Annotated in this window: 31 protein-coding genes; 19 read left to right on the top strand and 12 right to left on the bottom strand. The window is 66.9% G+C overall.

The annotated features are described in order from the left end of the window. Nucleotides 1-28: 28 nt before the first annotated feature. The 3 genes from JF542_RS14225 to JF542_RS14215 all read right to left on the bottom strand — a co-directional run bounded on the left by JF542_RS14225 (nt 29) and on the right by JF542_RS14215 (nt 2,206). Nucleotides 29-907 carry a 50S ribosomal protein L11 methyltransferase gene (locus tag JF542_RS14225; protein ID WP_007797047.1) on the bottom strand — a complete coding sequence of 293 codons (879 nt, stop codon included), beginning with the start codon at nt 905-907 and terminating at the stop codon, nt 29-31. A 310-nt stretch (nt 908-1,217) separates the two neighbouring features. Next, nucleotides 1,218-1,757, bottom strand: a complete 540-nt coding sequence (locus JF542_RS14220) for a pseudouridine synthase (RefSeq protein WP_207076309.1) — start codon at nt 1,755-1,757, stop codon at nt 1,218-1,220. Then, on the bottom strand, nt 1,751-2,206 hold the full coding sequence (locus JF542_RS14215; protein ID WP_040544551.1) for a nucleoside deaminase: 456 nt from the start codon (nt 2,204-2,206) through the stop codon (nt 1,751-1,753). Before JF542_RS14215 ends, JF542_RS14220 begins: the two co-directional genes overlap by 7 nt. Nucleotides 2,207-2,284: 78 nt before the next feature. Between JF542_RS14215 and JF542_RS14210 the strand changes: the two genes are divergently transcribed. The 9 genes from JF542_RS14210 (at nt 2,285) to JF542_RS14170 (ending at nt 9,791) form a co-directional block, all read left to right on the top strand. Then, nucleotides 2,285-3,136 carry a pseudouridine synthase gene (locus JF542_RS14210; protein WP_207076308.1) on the top strand — a complete coding sequence of 284 codons (852 nt, stop codon included), beginning with the start codon at nt 2,285-2,287 and terminating at the stop codon, nt 3,134-3,136. Between the two features lie 88 nt (nt 3,137-3,224). Next, nucleotides 3,225-3,422: a hypothetical protein gene (locus JF542_RS14205; RefSeq protein WP_224887387.1), complete on the top strand. Its 198-nt coding sequence runs from the start codon at nt 3,225-3,227 to the stop codon at nt 3,420-3,422. A gap of 26 nt (nt 3,423-3,448) precedes the next feature. Then, nucleotides 3,449-4,303, top strand: a complete 855-nt coding sequence (locus JF542_RS14200) for a hypothetical protein (RefSeq protein WP_242533753.1) — start codon at nt 3,449-3,451, stop codon at nt 4,301-4,303. A 174-nt stretch (nt 4,304-4,477) separates the two neighbouring features. Next, entirely contained in the window at nt 4,478-5,368 is an 891-nt protein-coding gene (locus JF542_RS14195; RefSeq protein WP_207076306.1) for a 5-bromo-4-chloroindolyl phosphate hydrolysis family protein, read from the top strand. Nucleotides 5,369-5,405: 37 nt separating this feature from the next. Continuing rightward, nucleotides 5,406-6,608 (top strand): toxic anion resistance protein, encoded by a 1,203-nt coding sequence (locus JF542_RS14190; RefSeq protein WP_207076305.1) that lies wholly within the window; start codon nt 5,406-5,408, stop codon nt 6,606-6,608. Nucleotides 6,609-6,611: 3 nt separating this feature from the next. Beyond that, nucleotides 6,612-7,583: a DUF2927 domain-containing protein gene (locus JF542_RS14185; protein ID WP_007797072.1), complete on the top strand. Its 972-nt coding sequence runs from the start codon at nt 6,612-6,614 to the stop codon at nt 7,581-7,583. A gap of 65 nt (nt 7,584-7,648) precedes the next feature. Continuing rightward, nucleotides 7,649-8,074: a globin domain-containing protein gene (locus JF542_RS14180; RefSeq protein ID WP_007797074.1), complete on the top strand. Its 426-nt coding sequence runs from the start codon at nt 7,649-7,651 to the stop codon at nt 8,072-8,074. A 185-nt stretch (nt 8,075-8,259) separates the two neighbouring features. Continuing rightward, nucleotides 8,260-9,396, top strand: coding sequence for an SPFH domain-containing protein (locus JF542_RS14175; protein ID WP_207076304.1), 1,137 nt, complete (start codon nt 8,260-8,262; stop codon nt 9,394-9,396). A gap of 98 nt (nt 9,397-9,494) precedes the next feature. Beyond that, a complete protein-coding gene (locus JF542_RS14170; RefSeq protein ID WP_207076303.1) occupies nt 9,495-9,791 on the top strand; it encodes a putative quinol monooxygenase in 297 nt (98 codons plus the stop codon). 6 nt (nt 9,792-9,797) lie between these two features. Here JF542_RS14170 and JF542_RS14165 read toward each other — a convergent pair whose 3' ends face one another. Beyond that, a complete protein-coding gene (locus tag JF542_RS14165; protein ID WP_207076302.1) occupies nt 9,798-10,085 on the bottom strand; it encodes a cupin domain-containing protein in 288 nt (95 codons plus the stop codon). Further along, on the bottom strand, nt 10,075-10,656 hold the full coding sequence (locus JF542_RS14160) for a hypothetical protein (protein WP_207076301.1): 582 nt from the start codon (nt 10,654-10,656) through the stop codon (nt 10,075-10,077). The genes JF542_RS14165 and JF542_RS14160 overlap by 11 nt, the downstream gene beginning before the upstream one ends. Before the next feature lie 161 nt (nt 10,657-10,817). Here JF542_RS14160 and JF542_RS14155 point away from each other — a divergent pair, with 161 nt between their 5' ends. The 3 genes from JF542_RS14155 to dtd all read left to right on the top strand — a co-directional run bounded on the left by JF542_RS14155 (nt 10,818) and on the right by dtd (nt 13,630). Beyond that, on the top strand, nt 10,818-11,903 hold the full coding sequence (locus tag JF542_RS14155) for a TFIIB-type zinc finger domain-containing protein (RefSeq protein WP_207076300.1): 1,086 nt from the start codon (nt 10,818-10,820) through the stop codon (nt 11,901-11,903). 390 nt (nt 11,904-12,293) lie between these two features. Continuing rightward, nucleotides 12,294-13,193 (top strand): carbohydrate kinase family protein, encoded by a 900-nt coding sequence (locus tag JF542_RS14150; RefSeq protein ID WP_207076299.1) that lies wholly within the window; start codon nt 12,294-12,296, stop codon nt 13,191-13,193. Next, the gene (gene dtd / locus JF542_RS14145; protein WP_207076298.1) at nt 13,190-13,630 is read left to right on the top strand and encodes a D-aminoacyl-tRNA deacylase; all 441 of its coding nucleotides are present in this window, start codon (nt 13,190-13,192) and stop codon (nt 13,628-13,630) included. The genes JF542_RS14150 and dtd overlap by 4 nt, the downstream gene beginning before the upstream one ends. Nucleotides 13,631-13,690: 60 nt before the next feature. Here dtd and JF542_RS14140 read toward each other — a convergent pair whose 3' ends face one another. From JF542_RS14140 to JF542_RS14110, 7 genes are all read right to left on the bottom strand, one after another. Further along, nucleotides 13,691-14,650, bottom strand: coding sequence for a 2-hydroxyacid dehydrogenase (locus JF542_RS14140; protein ID WP_207076297.1), 960 nt, complete (start codon nt 14,648-14,650; stop codon nt 13,691-13,693). Beyond that, entirely contained in the window at nt 14,647-14,985 is a 339-nt protein-coding gene (locus tag JF542_RS14135; RefSeq protein ID WP_007797099.1) for a tRNA-binding protein, read from the bottom strand. Before JF542_RS14135 ends, JF542_RS14140 begins: the two co-directional genes overlap by 4 nt. Next, entirely contained in the window at nt 14,978-15,793 is an 816-nt protein-coding gene (gene proC, locus JF542_RS14130; protein WP_207076296.1) for a pyrroline-5-carboxylate reductase, read from the bottom strand. The genes JF542_RS14135 and proC overlap by 8 nt, the downstream gene beginning before the upstream one ends. Before the next feature lie 383 nt (nt 15,794-16,176). Next, on the bottom strand, nt 16,177-17,604 hold the full coding sequence (locus JF542_RS14125) for a tannase/feruloyl esterase family alpha/beta hydrolase (RefSeq protein ID WP_207076295.1): 1,428 nt from the start codon (nt 17,602-17,604) through the stop codon (nt 16,177-16,179). A 119-nt stretch (nt 17,605-17,723) separates the two neighbouring features. Continuing rightward, nucleotides 17,724-18,224: a type III secretion system chaperone family protein gene (locus tag JF542_RS14120; protein ID WP_207076294.1), complete on the bottom strand. Its 501-nt coding sequence runs from the start codon at nt 18,222-18,224 to the stop codon at nt 17,724-17,726. A 306-nt stretch (nt 18,225-18,530) separates the two neighbouring features. Further along, nucleotides 18,531-19,076 carry a DUF3859 domain-containing protein gene (locus tag JF542_RS14115; protein WP_207076293.1) on the bottom strand — a complete coding sequence of 182 codons (546 nt, stop codon included), beginning with the start codon at nt 19,074-19,076 and terminating at the stop codon, nt 18,531-18,533. Between the two features lie 183 nt (nt 19,077-19,259). Further along, nucleotides 19,260-20,858, bottom strand: a complete 1,599-nt coding sequence (locus tag JF542_RS14110) for a phosphoenolpyruvate carboxykinase (protein WP_007796903.1) — start codon at nt 20,856-20,858, stop codon at nt 19,260-19,262. Nucleotides 20,859-21,220: 362 nt separating this feature from the next. Between JF542_RS14110 and JF542_RS14105 the strand changes: the two genes are divergently transcribed. Genes JF542_RS14105 through JF542_RS14080 form a run of 7 tightly spaced genes read left to right on the top strand, consistent with a single transcriptional unit; the run spans nt 21,221 to nt 26,674 of the window. Continuing rightward, nucleotides 21,221-21,922 carry a response regulator transcription factor gene (locus tag JF542_RS14105; protein ID WP_007796899.1) on the top strand — a complete coding sequence of 234 codons (702 nt, stop codon included), beginning with the start codon at nt 21,221-21,223 and terminating at the stop codon, nt 21,920-21,922. A 3-nt stretch (nt 21,923-21,925) separates the two neighbouring features. Then, nucleotides 21,926-23,656 (top strand): sensor histidine kinase, encoded by a 1,731-nt coding sequence (locus JF542_RS14100; RefSeq protein WP_007796897.1) that lies wholly within the window; start codon nt 21,926-21,928, stop codon nt 23,654-23,656. Between the two features lie 13 nt (nt 23,657-23,669). Then, on the top strand, nt 23,670-24,098 hold the full coding sequence (locus JF542_RS24425) for an HPr kinase/phosphorylase (protein ID WP_340689157.1): 429 nt from the start codon (nt 23,670-23,672) through the stop codon (nt 24,096-24,098). A gap of 6 nt (nt 24,099-24,104) precedes the next feature. Then, nucleotides 24,105-25,031, top strand: coding sequence for an RNase adapter RapZ (gene rapZ / locus JF542_RS14095; protein WP_242533752.1), 927 nt, complete (start codon nt 24,105-24,107; stop codon nt 25,029-25,031). Continuing rightward, nucleotides 25,028-25,426 (top strand): PTS sugar transporter subunit IIA, encoded by a 399-nt coding sequence (locus JF542_RS14090; protein ID WP_007796888.1) that lies wholly within the window; start codon nt 25,028-25,030, stop codon nt 25,424-25,426. Before rapZ ends, JF542_RS14090 begins: the two co-directional genes overlap by 4 nt. A gap of 40 nt (nt 25,427-25,466) precedes the next feature. Continuing rightward, nucleotides 25,467-25,745 carry an HPr family phosphocarrier protein gene (locus JF542_RS14085; RefSeq protein WP_007796885.1) on the top strand — a complete coding sequence of 93 codons (279 nt, stop codon included), beginning with the start codon at nt 25,467-25,469 and terminating at the stop codon, nt 25,743-25,745. A 47-nt stretch (nt 25,746-25,792) separates the two neighbouring features. Beyond that, nucleotides 25,793-26,674: a lysophospholipid acyltransferase family protein gene (locus tag JF542_RS14080; RefSeq protein WP_007796882.1), complete on the top strand. Its 882-nt coding sequence runs from the start codon at nt 25,793-25,795 to the stop codon at nt 26,672-26,674. Nucleotides 26,675-26,707: the final 33 nt, after the last annotated feature.

The following is a 26,707-nucleotide window of genomic DNA, read 5'->3' as shown; positions in this document are numbered from 1 at the left end:
TGCCCCAGCATTTCCGCAAATCGGCGCGTTATGCGCCGCCGTTCTGCAGCGTCAGCGTCACCCAGTCACCAATCTCTTCGCGATGAATCTGATTGATGCCGTTCTGTGCATAAACCTCGACAACCTCGTCCGCCTGCCGGGTCAGGATGCCCGAGAGAATCGCGTAGCCGCCGGGCTGCAGATGCGCGGCCATGTGCGGCGCGAGATCGATCAACGGCTGCTTGAGGATGTTGGCGAAGACCAGATCAAAGGGCGCGCGAGCGGCAAGCTCGGGATTGTCGAAGCCGGCGGCCTCGACGCAGGACACCTTGCCCTCGAGCCCGTTGGCGCGCACGTTGGCCTCGGCCACCTCGACCGCGACCTCGTCGATATCCGATGCCATCACCGGGTCGGGCCAGATCCGCGCCGCGCCCATCGCGAGCACCGCGGTGCCGCACCCGATATCGGCCACGTTCCTGCCGGTGAAGCCGCCGGTGGCGAGCCGGTCGAGCGCGCGCAGGCAGCCGAGGGTGGTGCCATGGTGGCCGGTGCCGAAGGCCATCGCGGCCTCGATCAGCAGCGGCTCGGCGCCTGCGGGGATCTTGTCGGCGTCGTGGCTGCCATAGACGAAGAAACGCCCGGCCTCGACCGGGGTCAGCTCGCGGCGCACCTTGTCGACCCAGTCCTGGTCCGGAACCTCGGAGACGACGAAGTCCTGCGCCCCGAAAGCCGCCGCCAGCAGCGCCAGCTCGATGTCGTCGGGCGCTTCGGTGAAGTAGCCGCCCACCTCCCAGGTACCGCTGCCGTCCTCGATCTCGAACACGCCGATGCCGGAGGGCGCCGGCTCGAGCTCTTCCATCGCCTCGCCGAGCGCCTCGGCAGGGTCCTTGGCGGGAAGCTTGGTGAAGGCGGTCCAGGTCTTGGGCATGGGAAGGGCTCCGGGATTGACTGTGGGGCCGGATAACGCGTTTGCGCCGCGGTGGGAAGGTTGGATCGATCGCCGCGCGCGAGGCGCGTGGTTGCGCAGGCGCTGTTCGGCCCGGCCCTGCGCTCGTGTCAGACGCGGGGGGGGGCCAGCCCCCTCTTGGCGCTGTGCGCCAATTCACCCCCGAGGTATTTTAGAACCAGAGAAGCCAGGAGCGCCGCGCCCCTGGCTTCTCTTCGTCAAAAATACTCCCGCCGGAGGCATCCGGCCTTGTCGCCGCGCGCAGGTGCCGGGACCGGTGCGCAGCGGCACATCAGATGTTGCGCCATTCCCCCGGCGCAAGGCCTTCGACCGACCAGTCGCCGATCGACCAGCGCACCAGCCGCAGGCAGGGCAGCCCGACATGGGCGGTCATCCGGCGCACCTGCCGGTTGCGGCCCTCGGTGATCGTCATCTCGAGCCAGGCGTCGGGCACCGATTTGCGGAAGCGGACCGGCGGCACGCGGGGCCAGAGATCCGGCGGCGGCAGCCGGCGGACCTGCGCCGGCCGGGTCGGGCCGTCCTTCAGCGTCACGCCGCGGCGAAGCCGGGCGATCTGCTCGTCGGAGGGATCGCCCTCGACCTGCACGAGGTAGGTCTTGGGCTTCTTGAACTTCGGATGCGCGATGCGGGCCTGCAGGCGACCGTCATCGGTCAGCAGCAACAGCCCCTCGCTGTCGCGGTCGAGCCGGCCCGCCGGGTAGACCCTCGGCACATCGACATAATCCGACAGCGTCGCGCGGGGGCTGTCCGCGGTGCCCTTGTCGGTGAATTGCGACAGCACGCCGTAAGGCTTGTTGAGCAGGATCAGCATCGGCGGCGCTCCGCGAAAAAGCGCTTCAGCAGCGCCTCCGAGGGCGCGGCGGAGATGCCATCATAGACCTCGGGCACGTGGTGGCATTGGGCATGGGCGTAGACCCGGGCCCCGTGATCGACGCCGCCCGACTTGGGATCGGCGGCCCCATAATAAAGCCGCGCGATGCGGGCGAAGGAGATTGCCGCGGCGCACATCGGGCAGGGCTCCAGCGTGACGTAGAGATCATGCCCCGGCAGCCGCTCGGACCCGGCGGCGCGGCAGGCGGCGCGCAGGGCGAGGATCTCGGCATGCGCCGTGGGATCGTCGAGCTCGCGGGTGCGGTTGCCGGCGCAGGCCACCACCGCGCCCGAGGGCGCCACCACGACGGCGCCCACCGGCACCTCGCCGCGGGCGGCGGCGGCGCGGGCCTCCGAGAGGGCCTGATCCATGTGACTGCGAAAGCTCATGGCGCCGGGTGATAGCCGAGCCGCACCGCTTTGGCGAGACGCTTCCCCCGGGCGCGGCTTTGCAGTATGGCTCGGCGCATGAAAAAGCCCCCTGCCCGCTCCTCCGCGCCCTCCAAGACCCCGACCGACACGCCGCCCGGCGACCGCATCGCCAAGGTGCTGTCGCGCGCCGGCATCGCCAGCCGGCGCGAGGCCGAGCGGATGATCGAGGAAGGCCGCGTCACGGTGAATGGCGAGACCATCGCCAGCCCGGCGCTCAACGTCACCGACAAGGACCGCATCACCGTCGACGGCAAACCGCTCGAGGCGCCCGAAGCCCCGCGCATGTGGATGTATCACAAGCCCGCCGGGCTGGTGACCACCACCAAGGACGAGCAGGGCCGCGAGACGATCTTCGACAAGCTGCCCGAGGACCTGCCGCGGGTGATGACCGTGGGCCGGCTCGATCTCAACTCCGAGGGGCTCTTGCTGCTGACCAATGACGGCGGCATCAAGCGCAAGCTCGAGCTGCCCTCGACCGGCTGGCTGCGGCGCTACCGGGTGCGGGTCAACGGCAAGCCCACCGAGGAGATGCTGAAACCGCTGCGCGACGGCATCACCGTCGACGGCCAGACATTCCAGCCGATGCAGGTCGAGCTCGATCGCCAGCAGGGCTCCAACGCCTGGCTCACCGTGGGCCTGCGCGAGGGCAAGAACCGCGAGATCCGCCGCGCCATGAGCGATATCGGTCTGACCGTGAACCGGCTGATCCGGATCTCCTACGGGCCGTTCCAGCTCGGCCAGATGAAGGTCGGCGAAGTGGTCGAACTGCGCGGTCGAATCGTCCGGGATCAACTTGGGCTAGAAGGTGCAAAAACCACTCGCCCAGAGCCAAGCCGTCGCCGCAAACCCCGCCCAATTCCGGACAAATCTCGGCGAACCCGCAGTTAACCAATTGTTAACTTTGTCATAAATTCGCTTTTAAATTCCCGTTTCACGCCGTTTTTTTGCCGATTTCAATCGCCATCATGAAGCCATGATGACGACGATCCTCGCCTTTGCGATTCTCTGTGTGAGCACCCTTCTGGTGCTGGGAAACCTGCGCATGGTCGCACACGACACCTATGTGGCCGTGACCGAAGCCGCGGGGCGGCTGCGGCGCAGCGGCAACCCCGGCGCGAAGCTCGCCTTCGCGGCGCTCTGGGTGCTGATTTTCGCCCTGAGCTTTCTTCTCTGACGGGATCAGCGCAGGGAATGATCGACATGACGGAACGACATCGGACAGGACAGACGGACGACGGGCTCGGGCCGCTCGACTCGGGCCTCAGCGTGCTGTTCCTCGCCGCGTTCCCCATCGTGCTGCTGCTGTTTCAGGGCAGCGCCACATCCGCCTTCACTGCCGTGCTCGAGCTGGCGCTCTTCATCGCCGCCCTGCGGCTGATTCATCGCGGGCAGAAGCTGAAGAACGCCTATGACGAAGCCGACGCAGCGCGCGCTCCGCGCCTGCCGCGCAAGATCATCGGCGCGCTGCTGATCGGCGTGATGGTGACGATCCTGGCGGGCCATCACTTCTTCTCGCTGATCCTGCCCCTCGCGTTCGGAGCGCTCGCCACCGCGCTGAGCCTCGCCGCCTTCGGCCTCGACCCGCTGCGGGACAAGGGCGCGAGCGACAGCGAACCCGAGCCGCTGGCCACCGCGCGCCGCCCCCGCCCCGACACGCAGGCGGCGCTCGACCGCATCGACGCCACGCTCGACGGCATGGTCTGCGAGATCGCCGCGCTCGGCGATGCGCAGCTCACGCGCCACACCGAGGCGCTGAAAGGGGCCGTGATGGGGCTGATCCGCGCCCTTGGCGAGGACCCCGACGGCATGGAGCGCATGCACAAGCCGGTGGTGAAATTCGTCAAGCTGCTGAGGCGCGAGAACGACGACCTGCTCGCCGCATGGAACACCGATGAGCGCGAGCGGGCCCGGAGACGGTATCGCACACGCATCACCGCGCTTGGCCAGACCTTCGAGGAATTCGCGCGCAAATCGGGCAAGAAGGCCGGTCGCGACGCGTTCGAACTGGAAGCGGACCTGCTGTGGAACCGCAAACCGCTGGAGCGCGCCGCATAAGCGGAGCCTCGCCGAGCCCCCCCTAGCAACTTGCCCCCTTTGCCCCTAAGTTTTCCCTGAACCGAGGAAATACTGGAGGCGGCATGTCCGGCACGGCCCTGCAGAAAGTGGCCTACGTACTCCTGATCGTGCTCCTGTTCGGGGTCACGTCGGGATGGCTCGGAGGGCTCTGAGATGGCGCAGCGCTACGGGGGCAAATACAGCCCCGACGTCGCCCCCGAACAGACCGAGGATCCGATTCGTCCCAGTCATTACAGGGGCGCACGGGTCGATCCGGTGGGGGCACGCTCGAACGTGCTTTTCGTCCCGCCCATCGTGCTTGCCGCGACCTCGCTGGGAGACGGCGCCGCCGGTCTCGTGACCGGCCTGATCGGCGCCGGCGCCCTTCTGGCCGGGGCCTGGCTGCTGCGCGACGGGCTGCGCGCACAGGCCGCCTATGACGAGCGCCGCGTGGCACGGCGCCCGGCCATCCCGCGCAAGATCTTCGCCGCCGGGCTCGCCGGGATCGGTGTCGCGATCGCCGCCTTCAAGTCCGAGCCCGGGCTGGTGGCACCGGCGCTCTACGGTCTCTCGGCCGTGGCGCTGCACCTTGGCGCCTTCGGAATCGACCCGCTGCAGAGCAAGGGCATGGAGGGCATCGACAGCTTCCAGCAGGACCGCGTCGCCAAGGTCGTCGACGAGGCCGAGACCTATCTTTCCGAGATGCAGGACGCGGTGCGCCGCGCCGGCGACCGCGAAGTCGAGGCGCGGGTCGAGCGCTTCCGCCAGAAGGCCGCCCAGCTGATCCGCACCGTCGAGGAAGACCCGCGCGACCTGACGGCGGCGCGGCGCTATCTGGGCGTCTACCTGATGGGGGCCCGCGACGCGGCGGTGAAGTTCGCAGACATCTACAGCCGCACGCAGGATCGCGGCGCGAGAGACGATTTCATGATGCTGCTGACCGATCTCGAGGACAGCTTCGGCCAGAAGAACGAGAAACTCCTGCTCAACAACAATGCCGATCTCACGGTCGAGATCGACGTTTTGCGGGATCGATTGAAACGCGATGGCGTGCGGCTGAGTTGAGCCTGCGCCGGGTCAGAACAGAACTGGGGGATATCCGATGTCCGAGAAGGTGAAAGCAGAGGCGGAGCAGACCGTCGCCATGGTCGAAGAGGTCAATGCCGTGGTGCTGCCCGAGCCCGGCGAGGCGCGGGCGGTGGTGTCGCTCGAAGAGGCGTCTCCCGAGGTTGGCGAAGAGATCCGCTCGCGCATGGACGAGATCGACATGAGCGACACCAACTCGATCGTCTCGTTCGGGTCGGGCGCGCAGGTCGAGCTGCAGGAGATCAGCCAGTCGATGCTCGACGGGGTGCGCAACAAGGATGTCGGCCCCGCCGGCGACAGCCTGCGTGACATCGTCACCACCATCCGCGGCTTTTCCGTTTCCGAGCTCGACGTGCGCCGGGATCGCAGCTGGTGGGAGAAACTGCTGGGCAAGGCGGCCCCTTTCGCCAAGTTCACTGCCCGCTACGAAGAGGTGCAGGGCCAGATCGACAACATCACCGACAGCCTGCTCAAGCACGAGCACACGCTGCTCAAGGACATCAAGTCGCTCGACCTGCTCTACGACAAGACGCTCAACTTCTACGACGAGCTGGCGCTCTACATCGCCGCCGGCGAAGAGAAGCTCAAGGCGCTCGATGGCAATGACATCCCGGCCAAGGAGGCCGAGGTGCAGGCCGCGGCCGAGAACGATCAGGTGATGAAGGCGCAGGAGCTGCGCGACCTGCGCGCTGCTCGCGACGATCTCGAGCGCCGGGTGCACGACCTCAAGCTCACCCGGCAGGTGACCATGCAATCCCTGCCCTCGATCCGTCTGGTGCAGGAAAACGACAAGAGCCTCGTCACCAAGATCAACTCGACGCTGGTCAATACCGTGCCGCTCTGGGAAACCCAGCTGGCGCAGGCGGTGACCATCCAGCGCTCGGCCGAGGCCGCCGCCGCGGTGCGCGAGGCCAACGACCTGACAAACGAGTTGCTGACCGCCAACGCCGCCAATCTGCGCGACAGCAACAAGGCGATCCGCACCGAGATGGAGCGCGGCGTGTTCGACATCGAGGCGGTAAAGCAGGCCAATGCCGACCTGATCGCAACCATCCAGGAAAGCCTGCAGATCGCCGACGAGGGCAAAGCCAAGCGTGCTGCCGCCGAGGAGGATCTCAAGACCATGGAGCACGAGCTGCGCGACACCCTCGCCTCCGCCAAGGCCCGCCGCGACGGCATCGGCGACAATGCCGGCACCGCCGTGCCGAAAAGCGCCTGAGCCATGCACGGCCGCTGGCGCCATATCGGACTGGCCCTCGGGCTGCTCGCGGGCCTTGCGGCCTGCGACAGCTCGAAGTTGGCGCCGCGCCAGACCGACGTGCCGCCCAGCGCACGACCGGAGGGGCTGAAACCGGAGGTGCCCGAAGAGGCGCCGCGACGGCGCTCGCTCGCCAGCCGCGACCTCGAGACCTACTATGCCCGCGTGCAGGCCGACCTTCTCGCGCAGGGGCTCTTGCGCACCGATGGCGGTGGTCCCGACACGCCCTTCACCGACACCATGCTGCTGCGCAATTTCGAGCGCATCGCGCTGGCCGAAGAGTACGAGCGTGGCGCCGGGCTGCGCCCCTCGCGCGGTGAGCTCGGACGGATCAAGAAATGGAAAAAGCCGGTGCGGGTCGCGGTCGAGTTCGGCGCCCTCGTGCCCGCCGCGCAGCGGGTGCAGGACAGCAACATGGTGGCGCAATACGTCCGCCGACTGGCCCGCGTCAGCGGTCACCCGATCGCGATGGATAGCAACGACACCAACTTCCACGTGCTCTTCATGTCCGAGGACGACAAGGCCGAGATCGCGCCGCGCATCCGTGCGCTGGTGCCCGATGTGAACCCCGCCTCGCTGAAGATCTTCGACAACCTGCCGCGCTCGATCCACTGCCTCGTGATCGCCTTTTCCGAGACTCCCGGAGGCTACGACTACGGCGAGGCCATCGCGGTGATCCGCTCCGAACATCCCGACCTGCTGCGCCGCTCCTGCATCCACGAGGAAATGACGCAGGGGCTGGGACTCGGCAACGATTCGCCCCAGGCGCGGCCGTCGATCTTCAACGACGACGACGAGTTCGCCCTGCTGACGACCCATGACGAGATGCTGCTCAAGCTGCTCTACGACCCGAAGGTGACGCCAGGCATGGATGTGGACGAAGTCCGCCCCATCGTCGCGGCGCGCGCCGCCGAGCTGATGGGCGGCCCGTCCTGAGCCGCACTTAACCGGGCGTTCACCTCTCGGGCGTAGCACCGTACCGGCATGATCGGGACGGGACGATGTTCGACAACGCCACGAAACAGCAGGTTCTCTCTAGCGCGCTGCGGCTGCGCCTCGCCAGCAGCGCGCTGACGCGGGATTTCTATGACCGGCTCTTCGACCGCGCGCCCGAGTTGCGCGCGATGTTCCCCGCCGACATGTCGGCGCAGTCGGACAAGCTCTTCGATATGGTGCTGGTTCTGGTGCAGTCGCTCGACCACCTGCAGATGCTGGTGGCCGAGATCGAGGCGCTCGGCGTGCGCCATCACGAATACGGCGTGACCGAGGAACAATATGCGCTGGTCTCGGAGGTGCTGCTCGACACGCTGGAACATCACGTCGCCGACTGGTCCGAGGTCGACCGCAAGGCCTGGGCGCTGCTGCTTGGCTATGTCTGCGACCTGATGATCACCGGCGCCCGGGATCATGCCAGCTCTGCCGCGTGATCCCTGCCCCACTGGCGCCGGATGCCGACCGGGTGCACCGACACCACCCCTTCCGATAGCGCGCCCCTGCGGTCCATTGAGGCGCGCCCGCCCCGCCCCGCCCGGCGGTTTCCCCCCGCCGCCGCTTGTGTCCGGCCAAGCCGTGGTTAAGTTGAGGGCAAACGCAGTTTCAGCGGGGCACCGCCATGGGCATTCTCGACTTCCTTTCCGGCCAGTTCATCGACGTCATCCACTGGGTGGACAACACCCGCGACACGATGGTCTGGCGCTTCGAACGCGAGGGGCACGAGATCAAGTACGGTGCCAAGCTCACCGTGCGCGAGGGGCAATCGGCGGTCTTCGTCCACGAGGGCCAGCTGGCGGATGTGTTCACCCCCGGTCTCTACATGCTCGAGACCAACAACATGCCGATCATGACCAGCCTGCAGCACTGGGATCACGGCTTCCGCTCGCCCTTCAAGTCCGAGATCTACTTCGTCAACACGACGCGGTTCAACGGGCTGAAATGGGGCACCAAGAACCCGATCATCTGCCGCGACCCGGAATTCGGTCCGGTGCGCCTGCGCGCTTTCGGCACCTACTCGGTGCGCGTCACCGATCCGGCCCGCTTCCTCAGCGAGATCGTCGGCACCGATGGCGAGTTCACCTCGGACGAGATCAGCTTCCAGATCCGCAACATCATCGTGCAGGAATTTTCGCGCCTGATCGCGGGGTCGGGCATCCCGGTGCTCGACATGGCCGCCAACACGCAGGAGCTTGGCAAGATGCTGGCCGACGGCATCTCGTCCACCATCGCCGAATACGGCCTGTCGCTGCCCGAGCTCTATATCGAGAACATCTCGCTGCCCGCCGCCGTCGAGGCGGCGCTCGACAAGCGCACCTCGATGGGGGTGATCGGCAACCTCGACGCCTATACCAAGTTCCAGGCCGCCGAGGCACTGGGCAAGGAAGGCTCCGCCGCCGGGCAGGCCATGGGCACCGGTTTCGGTGCGGGGCTCGGCATGTCGATGGGCGCGCAGATGACCGGGGCGCAGGCCGGCCCGTGGGGCGCGCGCCCCGCTGCTGCCGCGCAGCAGCCCGCCTCCGCGGCCCCACCCCCGCCTCCCCCGCCGCCGGTCGAGCATGTCTGGCACCTTGCCGAGAACGGCCGGACCAGCGGCCCGTTCTCCAAGGCCCGACTCGGGCGCATGGTGACCGAGGGCGGCCTCACGCGCGAGACCTATGTCTGGACGCAAGGTCAGGACGGCTGGAAACGGGCCGAGGACGTGGCCGAGCTGGCGCAGCTCTTCACGGTGATGCCGCCTCCGCCTCCGGGCGCCTGAGCGACAGGACGGGGCAATCGTGCTACCCTGCCGCGAGGCAGGGGCCCGGGATCAGCGGGCATCACATGGGCGGGAACTGCATTTCAGGAGGTTCCCCGATGATCCTGCGGCTCTTTCAGGTCACCACCCGGCCCGGCAAGGAAGCGGAGTTCTCCCGCTTCTTCCACGAGGTCGCGATCCCATTGATGAACACCACCGACGGCATCGTGTCGGTGCTTCCCGGTGCCGCGCGGGCCGATAGCCCGCGCGAGTTTGCTTTCGTGATGGTCTGGCGCGATCTCGATGCGCTCAAGGCCTTTGTCGGCGAGGACTACACCACACCGCATATCGATCCCGCCGAGGACGCGCTGGTCGAGTCGCGCTCGATCCGCCACTACGACCTCGCCGAGATCTGAGACGCTTCAGGCCACGAACTCCACCTCGATGAAGCTCATCGGGGCGTCGCCGTAGTTGATGACGTTGTGCTCGGTGCCGGCGTCGCGGCGATAGGCCTCGCCCGCCTTGGTCACCACCTCGCGCACCTCGCCGCCGGGCAGTTGCAGCCGCATGGTCAGGTCGGTCAGCGCCACGATGACGTAATCGTATTCGTGGACGTGCCAGCCGGTCTCGGCGCCGGGCGCAAAATCGAACCTCGTCACACGGGTCTTCGCGTCAGAAATCATCTGGGTGGCAGCGGCTTCATTGCACATCTGTCTGGTCCTTCAGTTGGGGAGAGAAACTCTTGTCCGCGGGCAGCGCGCTCATCATCAGCGGGCCCATGCAGGCATCGGGTGGGAAGCTCAGCGCGTCATCGCGCAACGCCGGGAACGGGCGCTCGGGCGGCACCTGCGACTCGAGGATCAACCTGCCGTCGATGCAGAGATCCTGCGCCGCGTTGCCGATGTTGAAGCCGAAGCCGCCCGCGCCGCAATCGGTGCCGAACCCGTCCATGTTCCACGCCTGCGGCATCATCGCGCCCTCGCCGAACACGGCGAATTCCGAGCTCTGCGGCAGGAAGGTCAGCACCCAGCTGGTTTCCTCGTTGAGCATCGACAGCGCCCAGCGCCCGACCGGGCCTCCGTCACGGCTGCCCTCGATGAAAAAGCAGGTCAGGTCGCTCGCCGTGACGATGCTGCTGCCCAGCAGCGCGGCATCGAAGGACATCGCCCCGCGCATCACGTAGCCGCCCCCGCCCTGCCACTCGAAGCGGTAGCGCGCCTCCTCGGCGTCGGCGGCGACGGCAGAGGCGCAGAGCAACAGCCCTGCCAGCGCGGCGTTCATGCGGTGTCTCATGGCGACCCTGCAATATCCCGTATCGTTTCGCGGCCCGTCAGCCGGGCCCGTCCGGCGCCACCCTAGACAGCCGTTCCGGAAAGGAAAACCGGGTTCCATCGCCCAAGCATCCGACCTAGGGTCGGCCTGCCGGAAACAATGGGGCCGTGATGACCGAGGAACACCGTTTTCCCTGCCAGCAATGCGGCGCCGATTACCGCTACGATCCCGCCAAGGGCCAGCTGGTCTGCGACCATTGCGGCGACGTGCAGGAGATCGCCGAGCACGGACCGTGGTCCAACTCGATCCGCGAGCTCGATTTCCGTGCCGCCATCGACGACCTGCTGCCGCTGCAGGAGATGGAGGACCTGCGGGTCACCCAGTGCCCCAATTGCGGCGCCGAGGTCGAGTTCGATCCGGACACCCACGCCACCGAATGCCCGTTCTGCGCCACCCCGGTGGTCACCGACACCGGCACCCATCGCCAGATCAAGCCGCGCGGCGTGCTGCCCTTCATCCTCGACGAGCGCGCGGCGCATGATGCCATGACGGGCTGGCTCGGGCGGCTCTGGTTCGCGCCGAACGGGCTCAAGGAGTATGCCCGCAAGGGCCGCAAGATGCAGGGCATCTACGTGCCCTACTGGACCTTCGACGCGCAGACGCAATCGGCCTATCGCGGCCAGCGCGGCACGGTCTACTACGAGCGTCGCACGGTGATGCGCGACGGCAAGCGCCAGACCGTGCAGGTCGCCAAGGTGCGCTGGCGTTCGGTCTCGGGTCGGGTGGCGCGGTTCTTCGACGACGTGCTGGTACTGGCCTCGCGCTCGCTGCCGAAGAAATTCACCGACGCGCTCGAGCCCTGGGATCTGACGCGGCTCGAGCCCTACCAGCCCGAGTTCCTCGCGGGCTTCCGCGCCGAGGGCTACCAGGTCGATCTCGACGAGGGGTTCCGCGAGGCCCGCGTCATCATGGACCGGCAGATCGAGCGCGACGTGAAGTTCGATATCGGTGGCGACCGCCAGCGCATCGAGGGCGTCGACACGCAGGTCGCGGCGGTCACCTTCAAGCACGTACTGCTGCCGGTCTGGCTGGCCGCCTACAAGTATCGCGGCGAGACCTATCGTTTCGTGGTCAACGGCACCACCGGCCGGGTGCAGGGGGAACGTCCGTGGTCGACCTGGAAGATCGCGCTCGCGGTGGTGCTGGGGCTGATCGTCGCCGTCATCGCGGGCTTCCTCCTCGCGCAGGGACAGTAGCGCGCCACCAAATAGGGCGGGCATCGCTGCCCGCCCTACGTCACGATGTCCGGGACCGGTCTCGGGGAAGGCGGGACGGGGATCTCCGCCCTGGTCGACCTATCCCTTGGTCACCGTGATCGTCCTGCCCCGGCTCTCCTCCGGCGCTTTTCTCGGGACAGTGATCTCAAGCGTTCCGCCTGCCATACCGATCGCTGCGCCGTTTGCGCCGACCGGTGCAGACGCGAGCCCTGGCCGATGCTGATCGGCTCAGCCCTGACACACCGTCTTTCCGACAGATCCCAATGTATGTCTGTTTCGCCCGCTCCGCCTTGATCCCGCGCAAATCCGGGCCTTGTTTCCGATCCCGCAACGCGGCAAGTTGCGGCGCTAACAGAAGGAGGACCGACGATGATCCTGTGCTGCGGCGAATCGCTGATCGACATGCTGCCCCGGACCGCCAGCACCGGCGAGCCGAGGTTTGCGCCCGTCGCCGGCGGCGCGGTGTTCAACACCGCCATCGCGATCGGCCGTCTCGGCGCGCCGAGCGGCTATCTTGGCGGCATCTCCACGGACCTTTTCGGCACCGTGCTGGCCGAGGCGCTGACCGCCTCGCGGGTGGATTTCTCGCTCGCGCCGCGCTCGGACCGGCCCACCACGCTGGCCTTCGTGACCCTGACCGACGGCCACGCGCAATACGCCTTCTACGACGAGAACACCGCCGGGCGGATGCTGTCGGAAGACGACCTGCCGGCACTCGGTGCCGAGACCGAAGCCTTGTTCTTCGGCGGCATCAGCCTGGTCTCGGAGCCAGCCGCCGACAGCTACGCCGCGCTTTGCGCGCAGGCGGGCGAGCGGCTGGTGATGATCGATCCCAACATCCGCCCCGGCTTCATCACCGACGAGCCGCGCTACCGCGCCCGTCTCGAGGCGATGCTCGCCCGTGCCGACATCGTCAAGATCTCCGACGAGGACATGGCCTGGCTCGGCACCACGCCTGCGGCGCTGATCGAGGGCGGCGTGGCACTGGTGCTCGAGACCCGCGGCGCCGAGGGCGTGGTGGCCTATTCCTCCGGGGGCGAGATCTCGGTCCCGGCGGAGCGCGCCGAGGTGGTCGACACCGTCGGCGCCGGCGACACGTTCAACGCGGGCCTGCTCGCGGGGCTCTGGCGCAGCGGGCTGCTCGCGCGCGGCGCGGTGCGCGGTGCGGCGCTGGAAGACCTGCGCCCGGCCATCGCGCTCGGCGCCAAGGCGGCGGCGGTCACCGTCAGCCGCGCCGGCGCCAACCCGCCATGGGAGACCGAACTGTGAGGGCGCTGATCCAGCGCGTCTCGGAGGCGCGCGTCACGGTTGAGGGCGCGGTGCTGGGCGAGATCGGCCCCGGCCTGCTGGTGCTGGTCTGCGCCATGCAGGGCGACACCGAGGCGCAGGCCGACAAGCTCGCAGCCAAGATCGCCAAGCTGCGCATCTTCAAGGACGAGGCCGACCGCATGAACCTCTCGGTGCGCGACGTCTCCGGCGCGGCGCTGGTGGTCAGCCAGTTCACCCTGGCCGCCGAGACCAAGGGCAACCGCCCGGGGTTTTCCACCGCCGCCGCCCCGGACGCGGGCAAGCGCCTCTACGAGCATTTCGCCGCCACGCTTCAGGCCGAAGGCGTGCCCGTGGCCACCGGCCGCTTCGGCGCCGACATGAAGGTGGCGCTGGTCAATGACGGCCCGGTGACGATCTGGCTCGACACCGAGGGCTGAGGTCAGGGCGACAGGCGGCGGCACCATTGCACGCCGCCCTCCCGGCCCGGCGTCTTCGGATCAGCCCCCGACCCGGTTCGGCACCTTTTCCCCGGCAAAGAAGGCCCGAAGGTTCTCGACCGCCATCCGGCCCATGTCCTCGCGCACTTCCAGCGTCGACGTGCCGAGATGCGGCAGCAGCACCACGTTGTCGAGCGCCCTGAGCGCCTCGGGCACCTTGGGCTCGAACTCGTAGACGTCGAGCCCCGCCCCGCCGATCTGCCGCGCCTCCAGCGCCGCGATCAGCGCCGCCTCGTCGACGATGTCGCCGCGCGCGATGTTGACCAGATGCGCCGCGGGTTTCATCGCCGCCAGCACGCCTGCATCGACCATGTGATGGGTCTCCGGGCTCGCCGGGACCGAGACCACCAGCACGTCGACCTCCGCCGCCAACGCCTCGGGCGAGCCGTAGCGCTCGGCCGGGAAATCGAGGTTCTTCTCGGAGCGCGAGGCATAGGCTACCGACATGCCGAAGCCGAAATGGCAGCGCCGCGCGATGGCCTGTCCGATGCGCCCCATGCCAAGGATGCCGACGCGCTTGCCGGTCATATGCAGGCCCAGCATCTGCACCGGGTGCCAGCCCTCCCACTGCCCGGACCGCACAAGCCGCTCGCCCTCGGCGGTGCGACGACAGGTCATCAGCATCAGCGTCATGGCAATGTCGGCGGTGGCGTCGGTGACGGCGCCCGGCGTGTTGGTCACGGTGATCCCGGCGGACTCGGCCGCTGCCACGTCGATATGGTTGAAGCCGACACCGAAATTGGCGAGGATCTTCGCCCGCGGCGCGCCCGCCTGCTCGAAGACCTCTGCCGAGAAGCCATCGCCCAGCGTCACCAGCACGCCGTCATAGCCCGCGAGCGCCTCGAGCATTTCTTCGCGGCTCAGCGGGTACGGGCTGTCCCGATACGTCACATCAAAGAGCGCACGGGCCTCATCGACGACGCTCTCGGGCAGGTTGCGGCCGATCAGAACCTTGCTCAATGCAGCCGTGCCCCGAGGGGCACCTCCCCGTCGGGACCGGCCAACACCACCGCGCCGGCCGCGTCGGTGACGCCCAGCGTCAGGCATTGCGACATGAAGGGCCCGATCTGGCGCGGCGGGAAGTTCACCACCGCCATCACCTGCCGCCCGACCAGCGCCTCGGGCGTGTAATGCTCGGTGATCTGCGCCGAGCTCTTCTTTTCGCCGATCTCGGGGCCGAAATCGATCCAGAGCTTGATCGCGGGCTTGCGCGCCTCGGGAAAGGGCTCGGCGCGGACGACCTTGCCGACGCGGATGTCGACCTCGAGGAACTGGTCAAAGCTGATCTCAGCCATTGGCCAGCTCCCGCGAGCGGTCGGCGGCGGCGGCGACGGTGGCCTTCACCAGCGGCGGCAGGCCTGCCTGCTCGTCCATCAGCACCTCGAGCCCGGCCTGCGTGGTGCCATTCGGCGAGGTCACGTTGCGGCGCAGCTGGGCGGGATCTTGCGCGGCCTGCATCGCCAGCGCGCCCGCCCCCGCCACGGTCGCCTTGGCAAGCTGCAGGGCGAGCTCCGGGGCCAGCCCCTGCGCCTCGCCGGCCGCGGCAAGGCATTCGATCATATGAAACACGTAGGCCGGACCCGAGCCGCTGACCCCGGTCACGGCATCCATCTGCGCCTCGGTCTCGAGCCGCACCACCTCGCCCACGGCCGAGAGAAGCTCCTCTGCCTGCGCCAACTGCGTCTCGGAGGCCGGCGTGTTGCCGACGATGGCGGTGATGCCCTGGCCCACCGCGGCGGGCGTGTTGGGCATGGCGCGGACGATCGGCGTGTCGCCCCCGAGCATCGCCTCGTAACTGGCGATGGTGACACCGGCGGCAACCGACAGGAACAGCGTGGTGCCATTGCCGAGCGGCTGCAGCACCGGCAGCGCCTCGGCCATCATCTGCGGCTTCACCGCAACCAACACGATGGCCGGATCGGCGGGCAGCTCGGCGTTGAGGTTGACGCCCTGCGCCTGGAGCCAGTCCGACGGGTGCGGATCCATCACCCAGACCGACCGGGCAGGCAGTCCGCGCTTCAGCCAGCCTTCCAGCATTGCCGACCCCATCTTGCCGCAGCCCAGCAGGACCAGCCCGCGCCGCGCGATTTCACCGTTTTCCATCTTTGTCGCTCTCCCGTTCTTGGCGCCAATCTGTCGCGAGAGGCGCCCGGTTGCAAGCCGACGGACCATCGCTGTCGCGCGTTCACCGCCCGGATCAGCTGGGGGCCGCGTCGGCGGGGCAGCCCCCTGTCGCACCGGAGTTGCGCTTTCAAGAGATAAGGGGGGGGCCAGCCCCCTCTTGGCGCTGTGCGCCAATTCACCCCCGAGGTATTTTTGAACCAAAGAAGCCAGGAGCGCCGTGCCCCTGGCTTCTCTTCGTCAAAAATACTCCCGCCGGAGGCAGGCCGTCGATCTCCACACGCGGGACGCTTCCGGCAAGGCCCGCCGCATGCCACGTGGGAAGCGAGGACGCCCGAAAGGGCGGAGGATGGCGCTGCCCCGGATTACTGCGCCATGATCGATGTCGGCACCGTTCCTTCCGCAAGCCACGTCTCCAGCGGCGTCATCGGATCAAGCGCCGCCGCGCTGATGCCATCGGGCCCGGGAAGGATGCCGCAATGGTCGAGCCCCGGCACCATGAAGAGCGCCACGTTCTCCTTCAGCGCCGCCTCCGAACCGGCCAGCGCCGCCGCCTTCTCGTACCAGTCCACCGTCTTGTAAGGCGTGACGATGGCATCCGCCCAGCCATGCCAGACGATCATCTTGCCCCCCGCGGCCCGGAAGGCCGAGAGGTCAGGACTGTCGCCGTTATAGACCTCGGCCATGGTCGCAAGCCGTGCGGGATCGGTCTCGAAGTCGAACTCCGCCGGTGTCCAGGCCGGGCCGGGATCGGTGGGGAAGGCCATGTAGCGGCCGAAATCGGTGTTGAACGCCGGCACCAGACGGCCCGCGCCCTGCGCGTTGCCGGTGAGCCAGAGCCACCAGAACGGCTCCGAGCCCTCCGGGATGCCGCCCGGGTAGAGCTGCGTGCCGTCCGGGCTCTGCGGCCCCTGCCGCCACTTGGCGAGCGTGGCGCTTTCGTCTTCGCTCAGGCAGGACGGCGTATCCTCTGCCTCGCAGGCCAGCGCCGAGAGGTCGATCTCGCAGGCGCGGGGGTCTGCGATCAGCCCGTCCTCGCTGCCGTCCACGCCGTCGCATTGCGACATCACCGCGTCGCCGATCAGAGTGGCCTCGCCGGGTCCGAGGATCTGGCTGCCATCCTCGGCGGTGTTGGCCTGCGTGAGCCAAGCCATCTTGGTCGCCACCAGCCCGGTGTAATCCATCGCCGGCGCGCCGGAGATGATGCCGTCGAACAGCTCGGGGTAGCGCTGCGCCGCCACATGCGCCATGCGCCCACCGGTAGAGCAGCCCTGGAAGATCGCCTGTTCCGAGGCCCCCTCGTAGAACGCCCCGATCAGCGCCTGTGCCACGCGATGGGTCTCGCCGATCGAGCGCCAGCCCCAGTCGCGCTCGGCATTGGGGTTGTTCATCGCCCAGCTGCCATCGGTGACCGAGAGCCCGTGATGGCCGCTGTCGGAGGTGGCTGTGGCATAGCCGCGCTCGAGCCCGGGCTTCATGGCGTTGACCCAGCCACCGCCGGCATCGGCGCGACCGAGAATGCCGCAGAGACCGCCGCAGCCGGCCTGGTAGTACTTGCCGTTCCAGCCCTCCATCGGCAGCCGCACCTCGATCGAGATCGCCGGGCGTGCGGTGGCGCGGATCTCGCAATAGGCGGGCAGCGTGTCGGCGGCGGGCATCACCCGCGCCGAGGTGACAAAGCCCGCGTCGAGCACCGTGTCGCGCAAGGCACTACACTGGTCTTCGGTCTGTTGGGCCGAGGCCGGAACGGCGGCGGCCATGGCAAGCGCCATGGCCGGGAACAGGTATCTCATATCTTTCCTCCCTGAGCTGTCTCCCGGGAGAAGGATCGCGTCAAACTGGCCACCCGACAAGCTCTGACTTCACGTCGGCCGCCGGGCACAAGATTTTTCGAAGAAAAATCTTCTCCGGCTCAGGCCCGGCCGTAGGCCTCGGCGATGGCGATCTGCACCGCGTCTGAGGCGGGCTTGTTGGCCCAGGCCACGAGCTGGAACGCCGGGTAATAGCGCTCGGAGGCCAGCACCGCGGCAGAGATCATCGTGTCGATCTGCTCGGGGCAGGCGCTCTGACCACCGGCCAGCACGAGGCCGTAGCGATAGACCATCAGCTTGGGCTCGGCCCAGAAGCTGAACGAGCCCGCCCAGCATTGATCGTTGATGGTGTTGAGCGCGGTGAAGAGCTCGGGCAGCGTCTCTTCCGGCGGCTCCATTTCGAAGCTGCAGATCAGGCGCAGGGTCTCGTCATAGGGCGACCAGGCAAGGGTGATCGAATAGGTGCGCCACTGGCCCTCGACGGCCATCGCGATCTGGTCCTCTCCGATCCGGTCGAAATCCCAGTCGTGGTGTTCGGCCAGCGTCTCGACGATGTCGATCGGGTGAATCTCGTCGCTCAGAAACTCTTCGGACAGTGCCATGCGCCACCTCATTTTTTTTGCTGTAGCGCCGGGGAACGGGCCGCGCCCCAAGCGCTAGCTGACTGCTCTAGGGGCTGGGAGATGTTTCCCTCCCCTTACTAGATATCGTGCCTGCGCCGTGCATGTACTGTAAAGCGAAATATTAGATACGCACCCAATAAGTTGTGGATGAGATGGGCCCAAGCCCAAGATAGGAGCTGTGGGTATGTGGAGCGATCTGGGGAGAAATTCAGCCGCCGAACGCGCAGCCCCCTGCGCTGCCGAGGCCGCAAGCGCCTTGCCGGGGCCTGCCGGATCTGTGGACAGTCAGGAGACGAAATCCTGCCCGTAGCACACCGAAAGCTCCGCCGGGGCGGCCAGTTCCGAGACCACCTCGAAATGCTGCTCCATCAGGCGCTCGCCATCGGCCTCGATAGCCATGACCCACGGACCCGGCACCATCTCGTAGGGGAACTCGAAGGTGAACAGGTTAAGGCTGGCGCGGCCCTCCGAGAGCGGCGAGATCCAGCTCTCGGTGGTGACACCCTCCGGACCCATCGGCGGATGGGTGACGAGGATCGTCACGTCGCGATCGCCGGCGCCCGGGCGCAGGGTGAACTTCACCCCGAAGCTGATGCCCGCCTTGGCCGGCACCAAGCGGGTCGTCACATCCATGTCGCGGGTCTGCTCGATGAGGTTGATCGCGCCCATCATCGTGTCCGGCGCCTCGCGCGCGCCCTCCGGCGTGACCTGGCAGATGATGCCGTGATCGATGATCACCACCGGATCGCGGGCGTAGGACTCGCCCGGGGCGGCGTGGGCCATCGGGACCAGCGCAAGAACGGCGCAAAGGGCTGAAAGCAGGCGAAGCATGGCGATCTCCGGCGAGGGACGTGCCCCGCAATACCGGCTTCGCGCAGTTGCGCAAACCCCTCCCCGCCCGCGCCGTGCCTGAGCGGTGACATTCTGCCCGCAGGACGCCCCCCCTGCCCCGTAGAAACGCAAACGCCCGCCGCAGGTGCGACGGGCGCTGGCGATGTCCGGAACCGATCAGGCTCAGCCGATGGCTGCGGCCTTCACGTCCTCGTCGATGTAGGGAACATACTGTTCGAAGTTGTCCGCGAACATCTTCACCAGTTTCTGCGCCTGGGCGTCGAACGCCTCCTTGTCCGACCAGGTGCGGCGCGGATCGAGCAGCAGCTCGGGCACGCCCTCGACCGAGACCGGCACCTCGAAGCCGAAATTCGGGTCCTTGCGGAACTCGACCTTGGCGAGCGAGCCGTTCAGAGCGGCGTGCAGCAGAGCGCGGGTGGCCTTGATCGGCATCCGGTGGCCTGTGCCGTAGGCGCCGCCGGTCCAGCCGGTGTTGACCAGCCAGCAGGTCGCACCGTGCTTGGCGATCTTGTCGCGCAGCAGGTTGCCGTACATCTCGGGGCGCAGCGGCATGAACGGTGCGCCGAAGCAGGTTGAGAAGGTCGGCTGCGGCTCGGTGATGCCACGCTCGGTGCCGGCGACCTTCGAGGTGAAGCCCGACAGGAAGTGGTACATCGCCTGCGCCGGGGTCAGCCGCGCGATCGGCGGCAGCACGCCAAAAGCGTCGCAGGTCAGCATGATGATGTTCTTCGGATGCCCGCCGAGCGCAGTGGACGACGCGTTCGAGATGTACTCGAGCGGGTAGGCGCAGCGCATGTTGGCGGTCAGGCTGTCATCGTCGAAATCGAGCTCGAAGGTCTCTTCGTCGTAGATCATGTTCTCGATCACGGTGCCGAATTTCGAGGTCGTGGCGTAGATCTCGGGCTCGGCATCGGCAGAGAGGTTGATCGTCTTGGCGTAGCAGCCGCCCTCGAAGTTAAAGGTGCCGCGATCCGACCAGCCATGCTCGTCATCGCCGATCAGCACGCGCTCGGGATCGGCCGAGAGCGTGGTCTTGCCGGTGCCCGACAGGCCGAAGAAGATCGCGGTGTCGACCGGGTTGTTCGGCGCGTGGTTGGCCGAGCAGTGCATCGCCATGATGCCCTTGAGCGGCAGCATGTAGTTGAGCAGCGTGAACACCGACTTCTTGTTCTCGCCAGCATACTCGGTGCCGCCGATCAGGATGGTCTTGCGGTCGAAGTTCAGCGCGATGACGGTGTCGGAGCGGCAGTTGTGACGCTCGGGATCGGCCTTGAAGGTCGGGCAGTTGATGACGGTGAAATCCGCCATGAACGAATCGAGCGTGTCACGCTCGGGGCGACGCAGCATGTGGCGGATGAACAGACCGTGCCAGGCCAGCTCGGTCACCATGCGCACCTTGATCGAGTAGGCCGGGTCGGCGCCGCCGATCAGGTCCTCGACGAAATACTCACGGCCTTTCATGTGCTCGAGCATGTCGTTGTAGAGGGTATCGAACCCCTCGGGCGACATGGCGCGGTTGTTCTCCCACCAGATCTTGTCGGCAACCGAGTCGGTCTTGACCACGTGCTTGTCCTGAGGCGAGCGACCGGTGAACTTGCCGGTGGTGACGTAGAAGGCGCCCCCCTTGCCGAGCGTACCCTCGCCGCGTTTCAGGGCGGCCTCGATCAGCGCCGGCTCCATAAGATTGTAATAGACATTCCCCAGGCCTTCGATCCCTTGATCTTCAAGCCGGAAATCCGGGTTCACCCGTCCAAATGTCATCTGCCAAGCTCCTGTAGCCGCGCCACACGCGGCGGTCGTCAGTCACAGCGGAGACGTCGAATAGCGCGTCCGCTCACCGGTGATGACCACCACCGGCAAAAGCTGCTTTAACACGGCGTTTCCGGGTCGGAACAGGACGCATGTCAAAGTTAGCGCAACCAAATTTCGTTTAGCGTTAGCACTTCGACAGGTTGCTGCGCGAACATCGTTCGGCTGAGACATTTTAGCCATTCCTTATAGATATTCGTCCGGAATAAGGCGGCGGTGGGGCCTGATTCGCAGTTTGGGATTGTTGTAAAGTCCAAATTCCCGCATAGTGGCGAAAAAATCAGGCAATCCGAGCAGTACAAGGAAACAATCCCATGTCGAAAATTGCCCTCGTGGACGATGACAGGAACATCCTGACATCGGTTTCGATGACTCTTGAGGCCGAGGGATTCGAGGTCGAAACTTACAATGACGGGCAGGCCGCGCTGGATGCCTTCAACAAGAAGATGCCCGACATGGCGGTCTTCGACATCAAGATGCCCCGCATGGACGGCATGGATCTGCTGCAGCGCGTGCGCCAGAAATCCAAGATGCCGGTGATCTTCCTGACCTCCAAGGACGACGAGATCGACGAGGTGCTCGGCCTGCGCATGGGTGCCGACGACTACGTCAAGAAGCCCTTCTCGCAGCGCCTTCTGGTGGAACGCATCCGCGCCCTCCTGCGCCGGCAGGAAGCCGTCGCCGGCGAGGTCGTGGGCGAAACCGAAGACACCAAGCTGATGACCCGCGGATCGCTCACCATGGATCCGCTGCGCCACTCGGTGACCTGGAAAGGTCAGGACGTGTCGCTCACCGTCACCGAATTCCTGCTTCTGCAGGCCCTGGCGCAGCGCCCCGGCTTCGTGAAATCCCGCGACCAGCTGATGGACGTCGCCTATGACGACCAAGTCTATGTCGACGACCGCACCATCGACAGCCATATCAAGCGTCTGCGCAAGAAAATGCGTACGGTGGATGCGGATTTCTCCGCCATCGAAACGCTGTATGGTATCGGGTATCGTTACAACGAAGAGTAAGACATGGCGCTGGCCGAGAGGATCTCGATGCGCGACGACCACCCGGGCGAACGGCAGGATGCCGATGTCGTGCTGGGCGATGACTTCGTCGCCCCTGACAGCACGGTAGAGAAAGAGCTGCGCGACAGCCGCGAGCGGCGCAGCCTGTTTTCGCTCAACCGGTCGCCGCTGACCCGCAAGATCATCACGTTCAACCTGATTGCGTTGAACGTGCTGGTGGCGGGCATCCTCTGGCTCAATTCGTCGCGCGACACGCTGGTGATGCAGCGCGGCAATGCCGTGGCCTCCGAGGCCGAGCTGATCGCCGACGTGATCGAGGCTTGGCTGCCCGACGAGGCGCCCGTCACGCTCGGCACCGACGCCGCAGCCGACATCAACGGCCTGCTGCAACAGGTTGACCTGCGCACCGGCACCGAGCTGCTGGTGTTCGATGCAGGCAATTTCCTTGTTGGCGAGACCAGCGGCACCCGCGCGCCGCTGATGTCGATCAACACCCGCGAGGCCAATCGCCCGACGCTGATCTCGGACTTCCTCGACTCGATCTGGCGCGGCGTCGCCGGGATCTTCTCGTATTTCGAGGCCGAACCCGAGCTGACGCTCGAGGACCGGATGCGCCGGATGATCGAGATCGGCGACCCCACCCTGACCCGGGTCCAGTCCGGCAAGGGCCCCGGGGGTGAGACCCTGTTCGCCGGCTTCTCGCCGATCCGGCAGGGCGACGCGGTGATCGGCACCGTGGCGCTGATGTCGACAGAGGCCGAGATCGACGCCGTGGTCAGCGCCGAGCGCGAGCGTGTGCTGCAGATGTTCGTCATCGCCACGCTGGTCTCCATCGGCCTGAGCCTCGTTCTGGCCTCGACCATCGCCAACCCGATCTCCGACCTCGCCGACGCGGCCGAGATCGGGCGCGATCGCAACAACCGCAGCAAGGGCAGCTCGCGCCGCATCCGCATCCCCGACCTGACCGCACGGCCCGACGAGATCGGCCGCCTATCCGGCGCGCTGCGCGGCATGGTGTCGGCGCTCTACGACCGCATCGACAGCAACGAACAGTTCGCCGCCGACGTGGCACACGAGATCAAGAACCCGCTGGCCAGCCTGCGCTCGGCCATCGGCTCGCTGCGCATCGTCAAGAAGGAAGAGCATCGCGACAAGCTGCTCGATGTGATCGAGCATGACGTGCGCCGCCTCGACCGCCTGGTGAGCGACATCTCAAATGCCTCACGGCTCGACAGCGAGCTGGTCAAGGAAGAGGAGCAGGAGTTCAACCTGCTCGAGATGATCGGCAACATCACCCAGTTCCTCGGCGAAGATGCCCGCGCGAAGGGGGTCGAGTTCATCACCGACCTGCCCGCCAAGCCGATCAACATCAGCGGCCTCGAGCCGCGCCTCGCGCAGGTGTTCGTGAACCTGATCACCAACGCCATCAGCTTCTGCGAAGACGGCGATGCGATCCGCGTCTGGGCGCGCCGCCGCGACAACCGCGTGCTGGTGGTGGTCGAGGATACCGGCCCCGGCATCCCGGAAGAGGCGCTGCAGAAGATCTTCAAGCGCTTCTACTCGCAGCGCCCCGAGAACGATTTCGGCAACAATTCCGGCCTTGGCCTCGCGATCTCGAAGCAGATCGTCGAAGCTCATGGTGGCGTGATCTGGGCCGAGAACATCCGCCCGACCGAAGCCGACGTGACCTCCGAGCCGCTCGGTGCGCGCTTCGTGGTCGGCCTGCCGGTCTGATCGTCCGCACCCCGTGCCCACCGACAGCTCCGAGATCCTGCACGCCACCGCGGTGGCCGTCGCGGGCCGAGGACTGCTGATCCGAGGCGCCTCGGGCAGCGGAAAGTCGGGGCTGGCGCTCGAGATGATGGCCCGCGGCGCTTTGCTGGTGGCCGACGACCGGGTGATTGTCAGCCTTCGCGACGGCGCGCCCTGGCTCGCGCCCCCTGCCCCGCTCAGCGGGATGATCGAAGCGCGCGGCATCGGACTGCTGAACGCAGCGACCAGCGGCCCCGTTCGGCTCGCCGCCGTGCTCGATCTCGACGAGGTCGAGACGGCCCGCTTGCCGCAGCGCCGCGAAACCATGCTGCAGGGGCAAAGAATCCCCTTGCTTCACAAAACCGCGCATCCCTATTTTCCCGCAGCGCTCGTGCAATATCTCAAGGGCGGTCGGAAGGAATAGGCGAGGATGCAGGATCAGTCGAAAGGACAGCAGCGCGTCGTGCTGGTCACCGGGCCCTCGGGCGCCGGACGCTCCACCGCGATCAACGTGCTGGAGGATCTTGGCTATGAGGCGATCGACAACATCCCGCTCAGCCTGATCCCGCGCCTGCTGCTCGACGGCGGCGCCCTGACCCGCCCGGTGGCGCTTGGCGTCGACATCCGCAACCGCGACTTCTCGGTGCAGCGGCTGCTAGAGCTGCATCGCCGCCTCGCCGCCGAACCGGCGCTCGATGCGCAACTCTTCTATCTCGACTGCAGCGCCGAGGTGCTGTCGCGCCGCTATTCCGAGACCCGCCGCCGCCACCCGATGGCCCCGGACGAAAGCTATACGCAGGGCATCGAGCGCGAGCTCGCTCTGCTGGAAGAGGCCCGCAACGCCGCCGACACCCTGATCGACAGCAGCACCCTGTCGCCACACGACCTGCGCGCGCAGATGGAAGGGCTGTTCGCCGACCAGACCGGCCAGAAGCTGGCGGTGGCGCTGCACTCGTTTTCCTACAAGCGCGGCCTGCCGCAGGGCCTGGACTGGGTCTTTGACTGCCGCTTCCTCGACAACCCGCACTGGCAGCCCGAGCTGCGCGGGCTCACCGGCCTCGACGCGCCCGTGGTCGACTATATCGAGACCGACGCCCGCTTCGCGCCCTTTGTCGCCAAGCTCACCGAGCTGGCACTCTTCGTGCTGCCGGCCTGCAAAGACGAGGGCAAGGCGCACCTGACCTTCGGCATCGGCTGTACCGGCGGGCAACACCGCTCCGTTGCCGTGACAGAAAGAGTGGCGGCTGCCCTTGCAGAGAGCGGCTGGCAGGTGTCAATTAGACACCGCGAGCTCGAGCGTCGCGGACTGGCTGCCGCGACCGGCCAGCACAGGACCATCGGAGGACAGAACGGGTGATCGGCATCGTGATCGTGGCCCATGGGGGACTGGCGCGGGAGTATCTCTCAGCCGTCGAGCATGTGGTGGGCAAGCAGCCCGGGATCGTTGCCGTCACCATCGAGGCGGATCATGACCGCGGCGGCAAGCAGGCCGAGATCTGCACGGCCGCCGACGATGTCGACACCGGCGACGGTGTTGTGGTCGTCACCGACCTCTACGGTGGCTCGCCGTCGAACCTGTCGCTGCTGGCCTGCCAGCCCGAGAACCGCCGCATCCTCTACGGCATGAACCTGCCGATGCTGATCAAGCTTGCGAAGAGCCGGCAGAAGGATGTGCCGGATGCGGTAAAAGGTGCACTTGAAGCAGGACGAAAATATATCGACAGCGTCAACGTGAAACCGGAACCGCTCTGACCGGGATCGCGCAGGATCTGTCCAAGGGAATTCGTAGTTTATGTCCGACACCGTGCACCGTGAGCTGAAGATCGTGAACGAAAAGGGGCTGCATGCCCGCGCCTCGGCCAAGCTCGTCGAGGTTGTCGAGGGCTTCGATGCCCGCGCCGAAGTCAGCAAGGATGGCATGAGCGCCGGCGGCGACAGCATCATGGGGCTTTTGATGTTGGCAGCTTCCAAAGGAAGCTCTATTGAGGTTGAAACCTCGGGGCCGGACGCGGTCGCGCTGGCCGATGCGCTGGAAGCGCTGGTCGCGAACCGGTTCGGAGAAGAGAACTGACCGCCGGGAAACCCCACCGGCGCAGGAAGACGGAACAAGGCGGGCACATGGTTGAGAGCTATCAGGCCACGGCCGGTCAGGGCGGCGTCACGCGCCCGCTGCACGCTCCCTACGACAAGCGCAAGCTCAGCTATGCCAATACTTTCACCAACCCGTGGAAGGCCAACACCATCCGCGCGCTGGAATGGGCCACCGGCAAGATCCCCTTGATCCGGCTTGTGCGCAAGGTCGAGCGCGCCGGCATCCCCGACGGGCAGGAATTCTGGCGCCACGCGCTGGGTCACATGCGCATCCGCCTCGACACCCCTGCCGAGCAGATCGCGCGCATCCCCAAGGACGGGCCTGTCGTGGTCGTCGCGAACCACCCGCACGGGCTGGTCGACGGCATGATTCTCGCCGACCTGATCGGTCGGGTGCGCACCGATTACCGCATCCTCACCCGCTCGCTGCTGACCGGAGTGAAGGAGATCGAGGAATTCATGATCCCGGTGCCCTTCCCGCACGAGGAAAGCGCCCGCGAGCAGAGCCTCGAGATGCGCGCCCGGGCCATGGACCACCTCAAGGGCGGCGGCGTGATCGCGCTGTTTCCCTCGGGGGTCGTGGCGGCCTCGCAATCGCTGCTCGGGCCCGCGATCGAGGCCGTCTGGAACCCGTTCACCGCGAAGATGATCCAGCGTTCGGGCGCCACGGTGGTCCCGATCTACTTCCCCGGTCAGAACAGCCGCGCCTACCAGATCGCCAACCGGGTCTCGCCAACCCTGCGGCAGGGGCTGCTGATCCACGAGGTGATGCATGCCTGCGGCCGGCCGCAGAAGCCGGTGGTCGGAAAGCCGATCACCCCCGACACGGTGCAGGCGTGGAACGGCAAGCAGCGCGAGTTCGTCGCCTGGCTGCGCGACGCGACGCTTCGCCTGCGGACAGAGCTCTGAGCCGCCGCAGAAAATTCGTACGAATTTTCTGAT

The sequence above is a fragment of the Salipiger bermudensis genome (assembly GCF_017309175.1).
In the GTDB taxonomy this organism is placed as follows: Bacteria; Pseudomonadota; Alphaproteobacteria; order Rhodobacterales; family Rhodobacteraceae; genus Salipiger; species Salipiger bermudensis.
The sequence above is the reverse complement of the archived record's forward strand: the minus strand, read 5'-3'. Positions and strand labels throughout refer to the sequence as shown.

Bases quoted from the DNA above. Each gene is read 5' to 3' on its own strand.
- JF542_RS14205 (WP_224887387.1), top strand. From the start codon at position 3,225: ATGACGACGATCCTCGCCTTTGCGATTCTCTGTGTGAGCACCCTTCTG.
- JF542_RS14085 (WP_007796885.1), top strand. From the start codon at position 25,467: ATGTCCGACACCGTGCACCGTGAGCTGAAGATCGTGAACGAAAAGGGG.
- JF542_RS14155 (WP_207076300.1), top strand. From the start codon at position 10,818: ATGACCGAGGAACACCGTTTTCCCTGCCAGCAATGCGGCGCCGATTAC.
- JF542_RS14120 (WP_207076294.1), bottom strand. From the start codon at position 18,224: ATGGCACTGTCCGAAGAGTTTCTGAGCGACGAGATTCACCCGATCGAC.
- JF542_RS14125 (WP_207076295.1), bottom strand. From the start codon at position 17,604: ATGAGATACCTGTTCCCGGCCATGGCGCTTGCCATGGCCGCCGCCGTT.
- JF542_RS14150 (WP_207076299.1), top strand. From the start codon at position 12,294: ATGATCCTGTGCTGCGGCGAATCGCTGATCGACATGCTGCCCCGGACC.
- JF542_RS14080 (WP_007796882.1), top strand. From the start codon at position 25,793: ATGGTTGAGAGCTATCAGGCCACGGCCGGTCAGGGCGGCGTCACGCGC.
- JF542_RS14110 (WP_007796903.1), bottom strand. From the start codon at position 20,858: ATGACATTTGGACGGGTGAACCCGGATTTCCGGCTTGAAGATCAAGGG.
- JF542_RS14185 (WP_007797072.1), top strand. From the start codon at position 6,612: ATGCACGGCCGCTGGCGCCATATCGGACTGGCCCTCGGGCTGCTCGCG.
- JF542_RS14170 (WP_207076303.1), top strand. From the start codon at position 9,495: ATGATCCTGCGGCTCTTTCAGGTCACCACCCGGCCCGGCAAGGAAGCG.
- rapZ (WP_242533752.1), top strand. From the start codon at position 24,105: ATGCAGGATCAGTCGAAAGGACAGCAGCGCGTCGTGCTGGTCACCGGG.
- JF542_RS14200 (WP_242533753.1), top strand. From the start codon at position 3,449: ATGACGGAACGACATCGGACAGGACAGACGGACGACGGGCTCGGGCCG.
- JF542_RS14190 (WP_207076305.1), top strand. From the start codon at position 5,406: ATGTCCGAGAAGGTGAAAGCAGAGGCGGAGCAGACCGTCGCCATGGTC.
- JF542_RS14225 (WP_007797047.1), bottom strand. From the start codon at position 907: ATGCCCAAGACCTGGACCGCCTTCACCAAGCTTCCCGCCAAGGACCCT.
- JF542_RS14165 (WP_207076302.1), bottom strand. From the start codon at position 10,085: ATGTGCAATGAAGCCGCTGCCACCCAGATGATTTCTGACGCGAAGACC.
- JF542_RS14210 (WP_207076308.1), top strand. From the start codon at position 2,285: ATGAAAAAGCCCCCTGCCCGCTCCTCCGCGCCCTCCAAGACCCCGACC.
- proC (WP_207076296.1), bottom strand. From the start codon at position 15,793: ATGGAAAACGGTGAAATCGCGCGGCGCGGGCTGGTCCTGCTGGGCTGC.
- JF542_RS14215 (WP_040544551.1), bottom strand. From the start codon at position 2,206: ATGAGCTTTCGCAGTCACATGGATCAGGCCCTCTCGGAGGCCCGCGCC.
- JF542_RS14115 (WP_207076293.1), bottom strand. From the start codon at position 19,076: ATGCTTCGCCTGCTTTCAGCCCTTTGCGCCGTTCTTGCGCTGGTCCCG.
- JF542_RS14220 (WP_207076309.1), bottom strand. From the start codon at position 1,757: ATGCTGATCCTGCTCAACAAGCCTTACGGCGTGCTGTCGCAATTCACC.
- JF542_RS14175 (WP_207076304.1), top strand. From the start codon at position 8,260: ATGGGCATTCTCGACTTCCTTTCCGGCCAGTTCATCGACGTCATCCAC.
- JF542_RS14100 (WP_007796897.1), top strand. From the start codon at position 21,926: ATGGCGCTGGCCGAGAGGATCTCGATGCGCGACGACCACCCGGGCGAA.
- JF542_RS14195 (WP_207076306.1), top strand. From the start codon at position 4,478: ATGGCGCAGCGCTACGGGGGCAAATACAGCCCCGACGTCGCCCCCGAA.
- JF542_RS14160 (WP_207076301.1), bottom strand. From the start codon at position 10,656: ATGAACGCCGCGCTGGCAGGGCTGTTGCTCTGCGCCTCTGCCGTCGCC.
- JF542_RS14105 (WP_007796899.1), top strand. From the start codon at position 21,221: ATGTCGAAAATTGCCCTCGTGGACGATGACAGGAACATCCTGACATCG.
- JF542_RS14135 (WP_007797099.1), bottom strand. From the start codon at position 14,985: ATGGCTGAGATCAGCTTTGACCAGTTCCTCGAGGTCGACATCCGCGTC.
- JF542_RS14180 (WP_007797074.1), top strand. From the start codon at position 7,649: ATGTTCGACAACGCCACGAAACAGCAGGTTCTCTCTAGCGCGCTGCGG.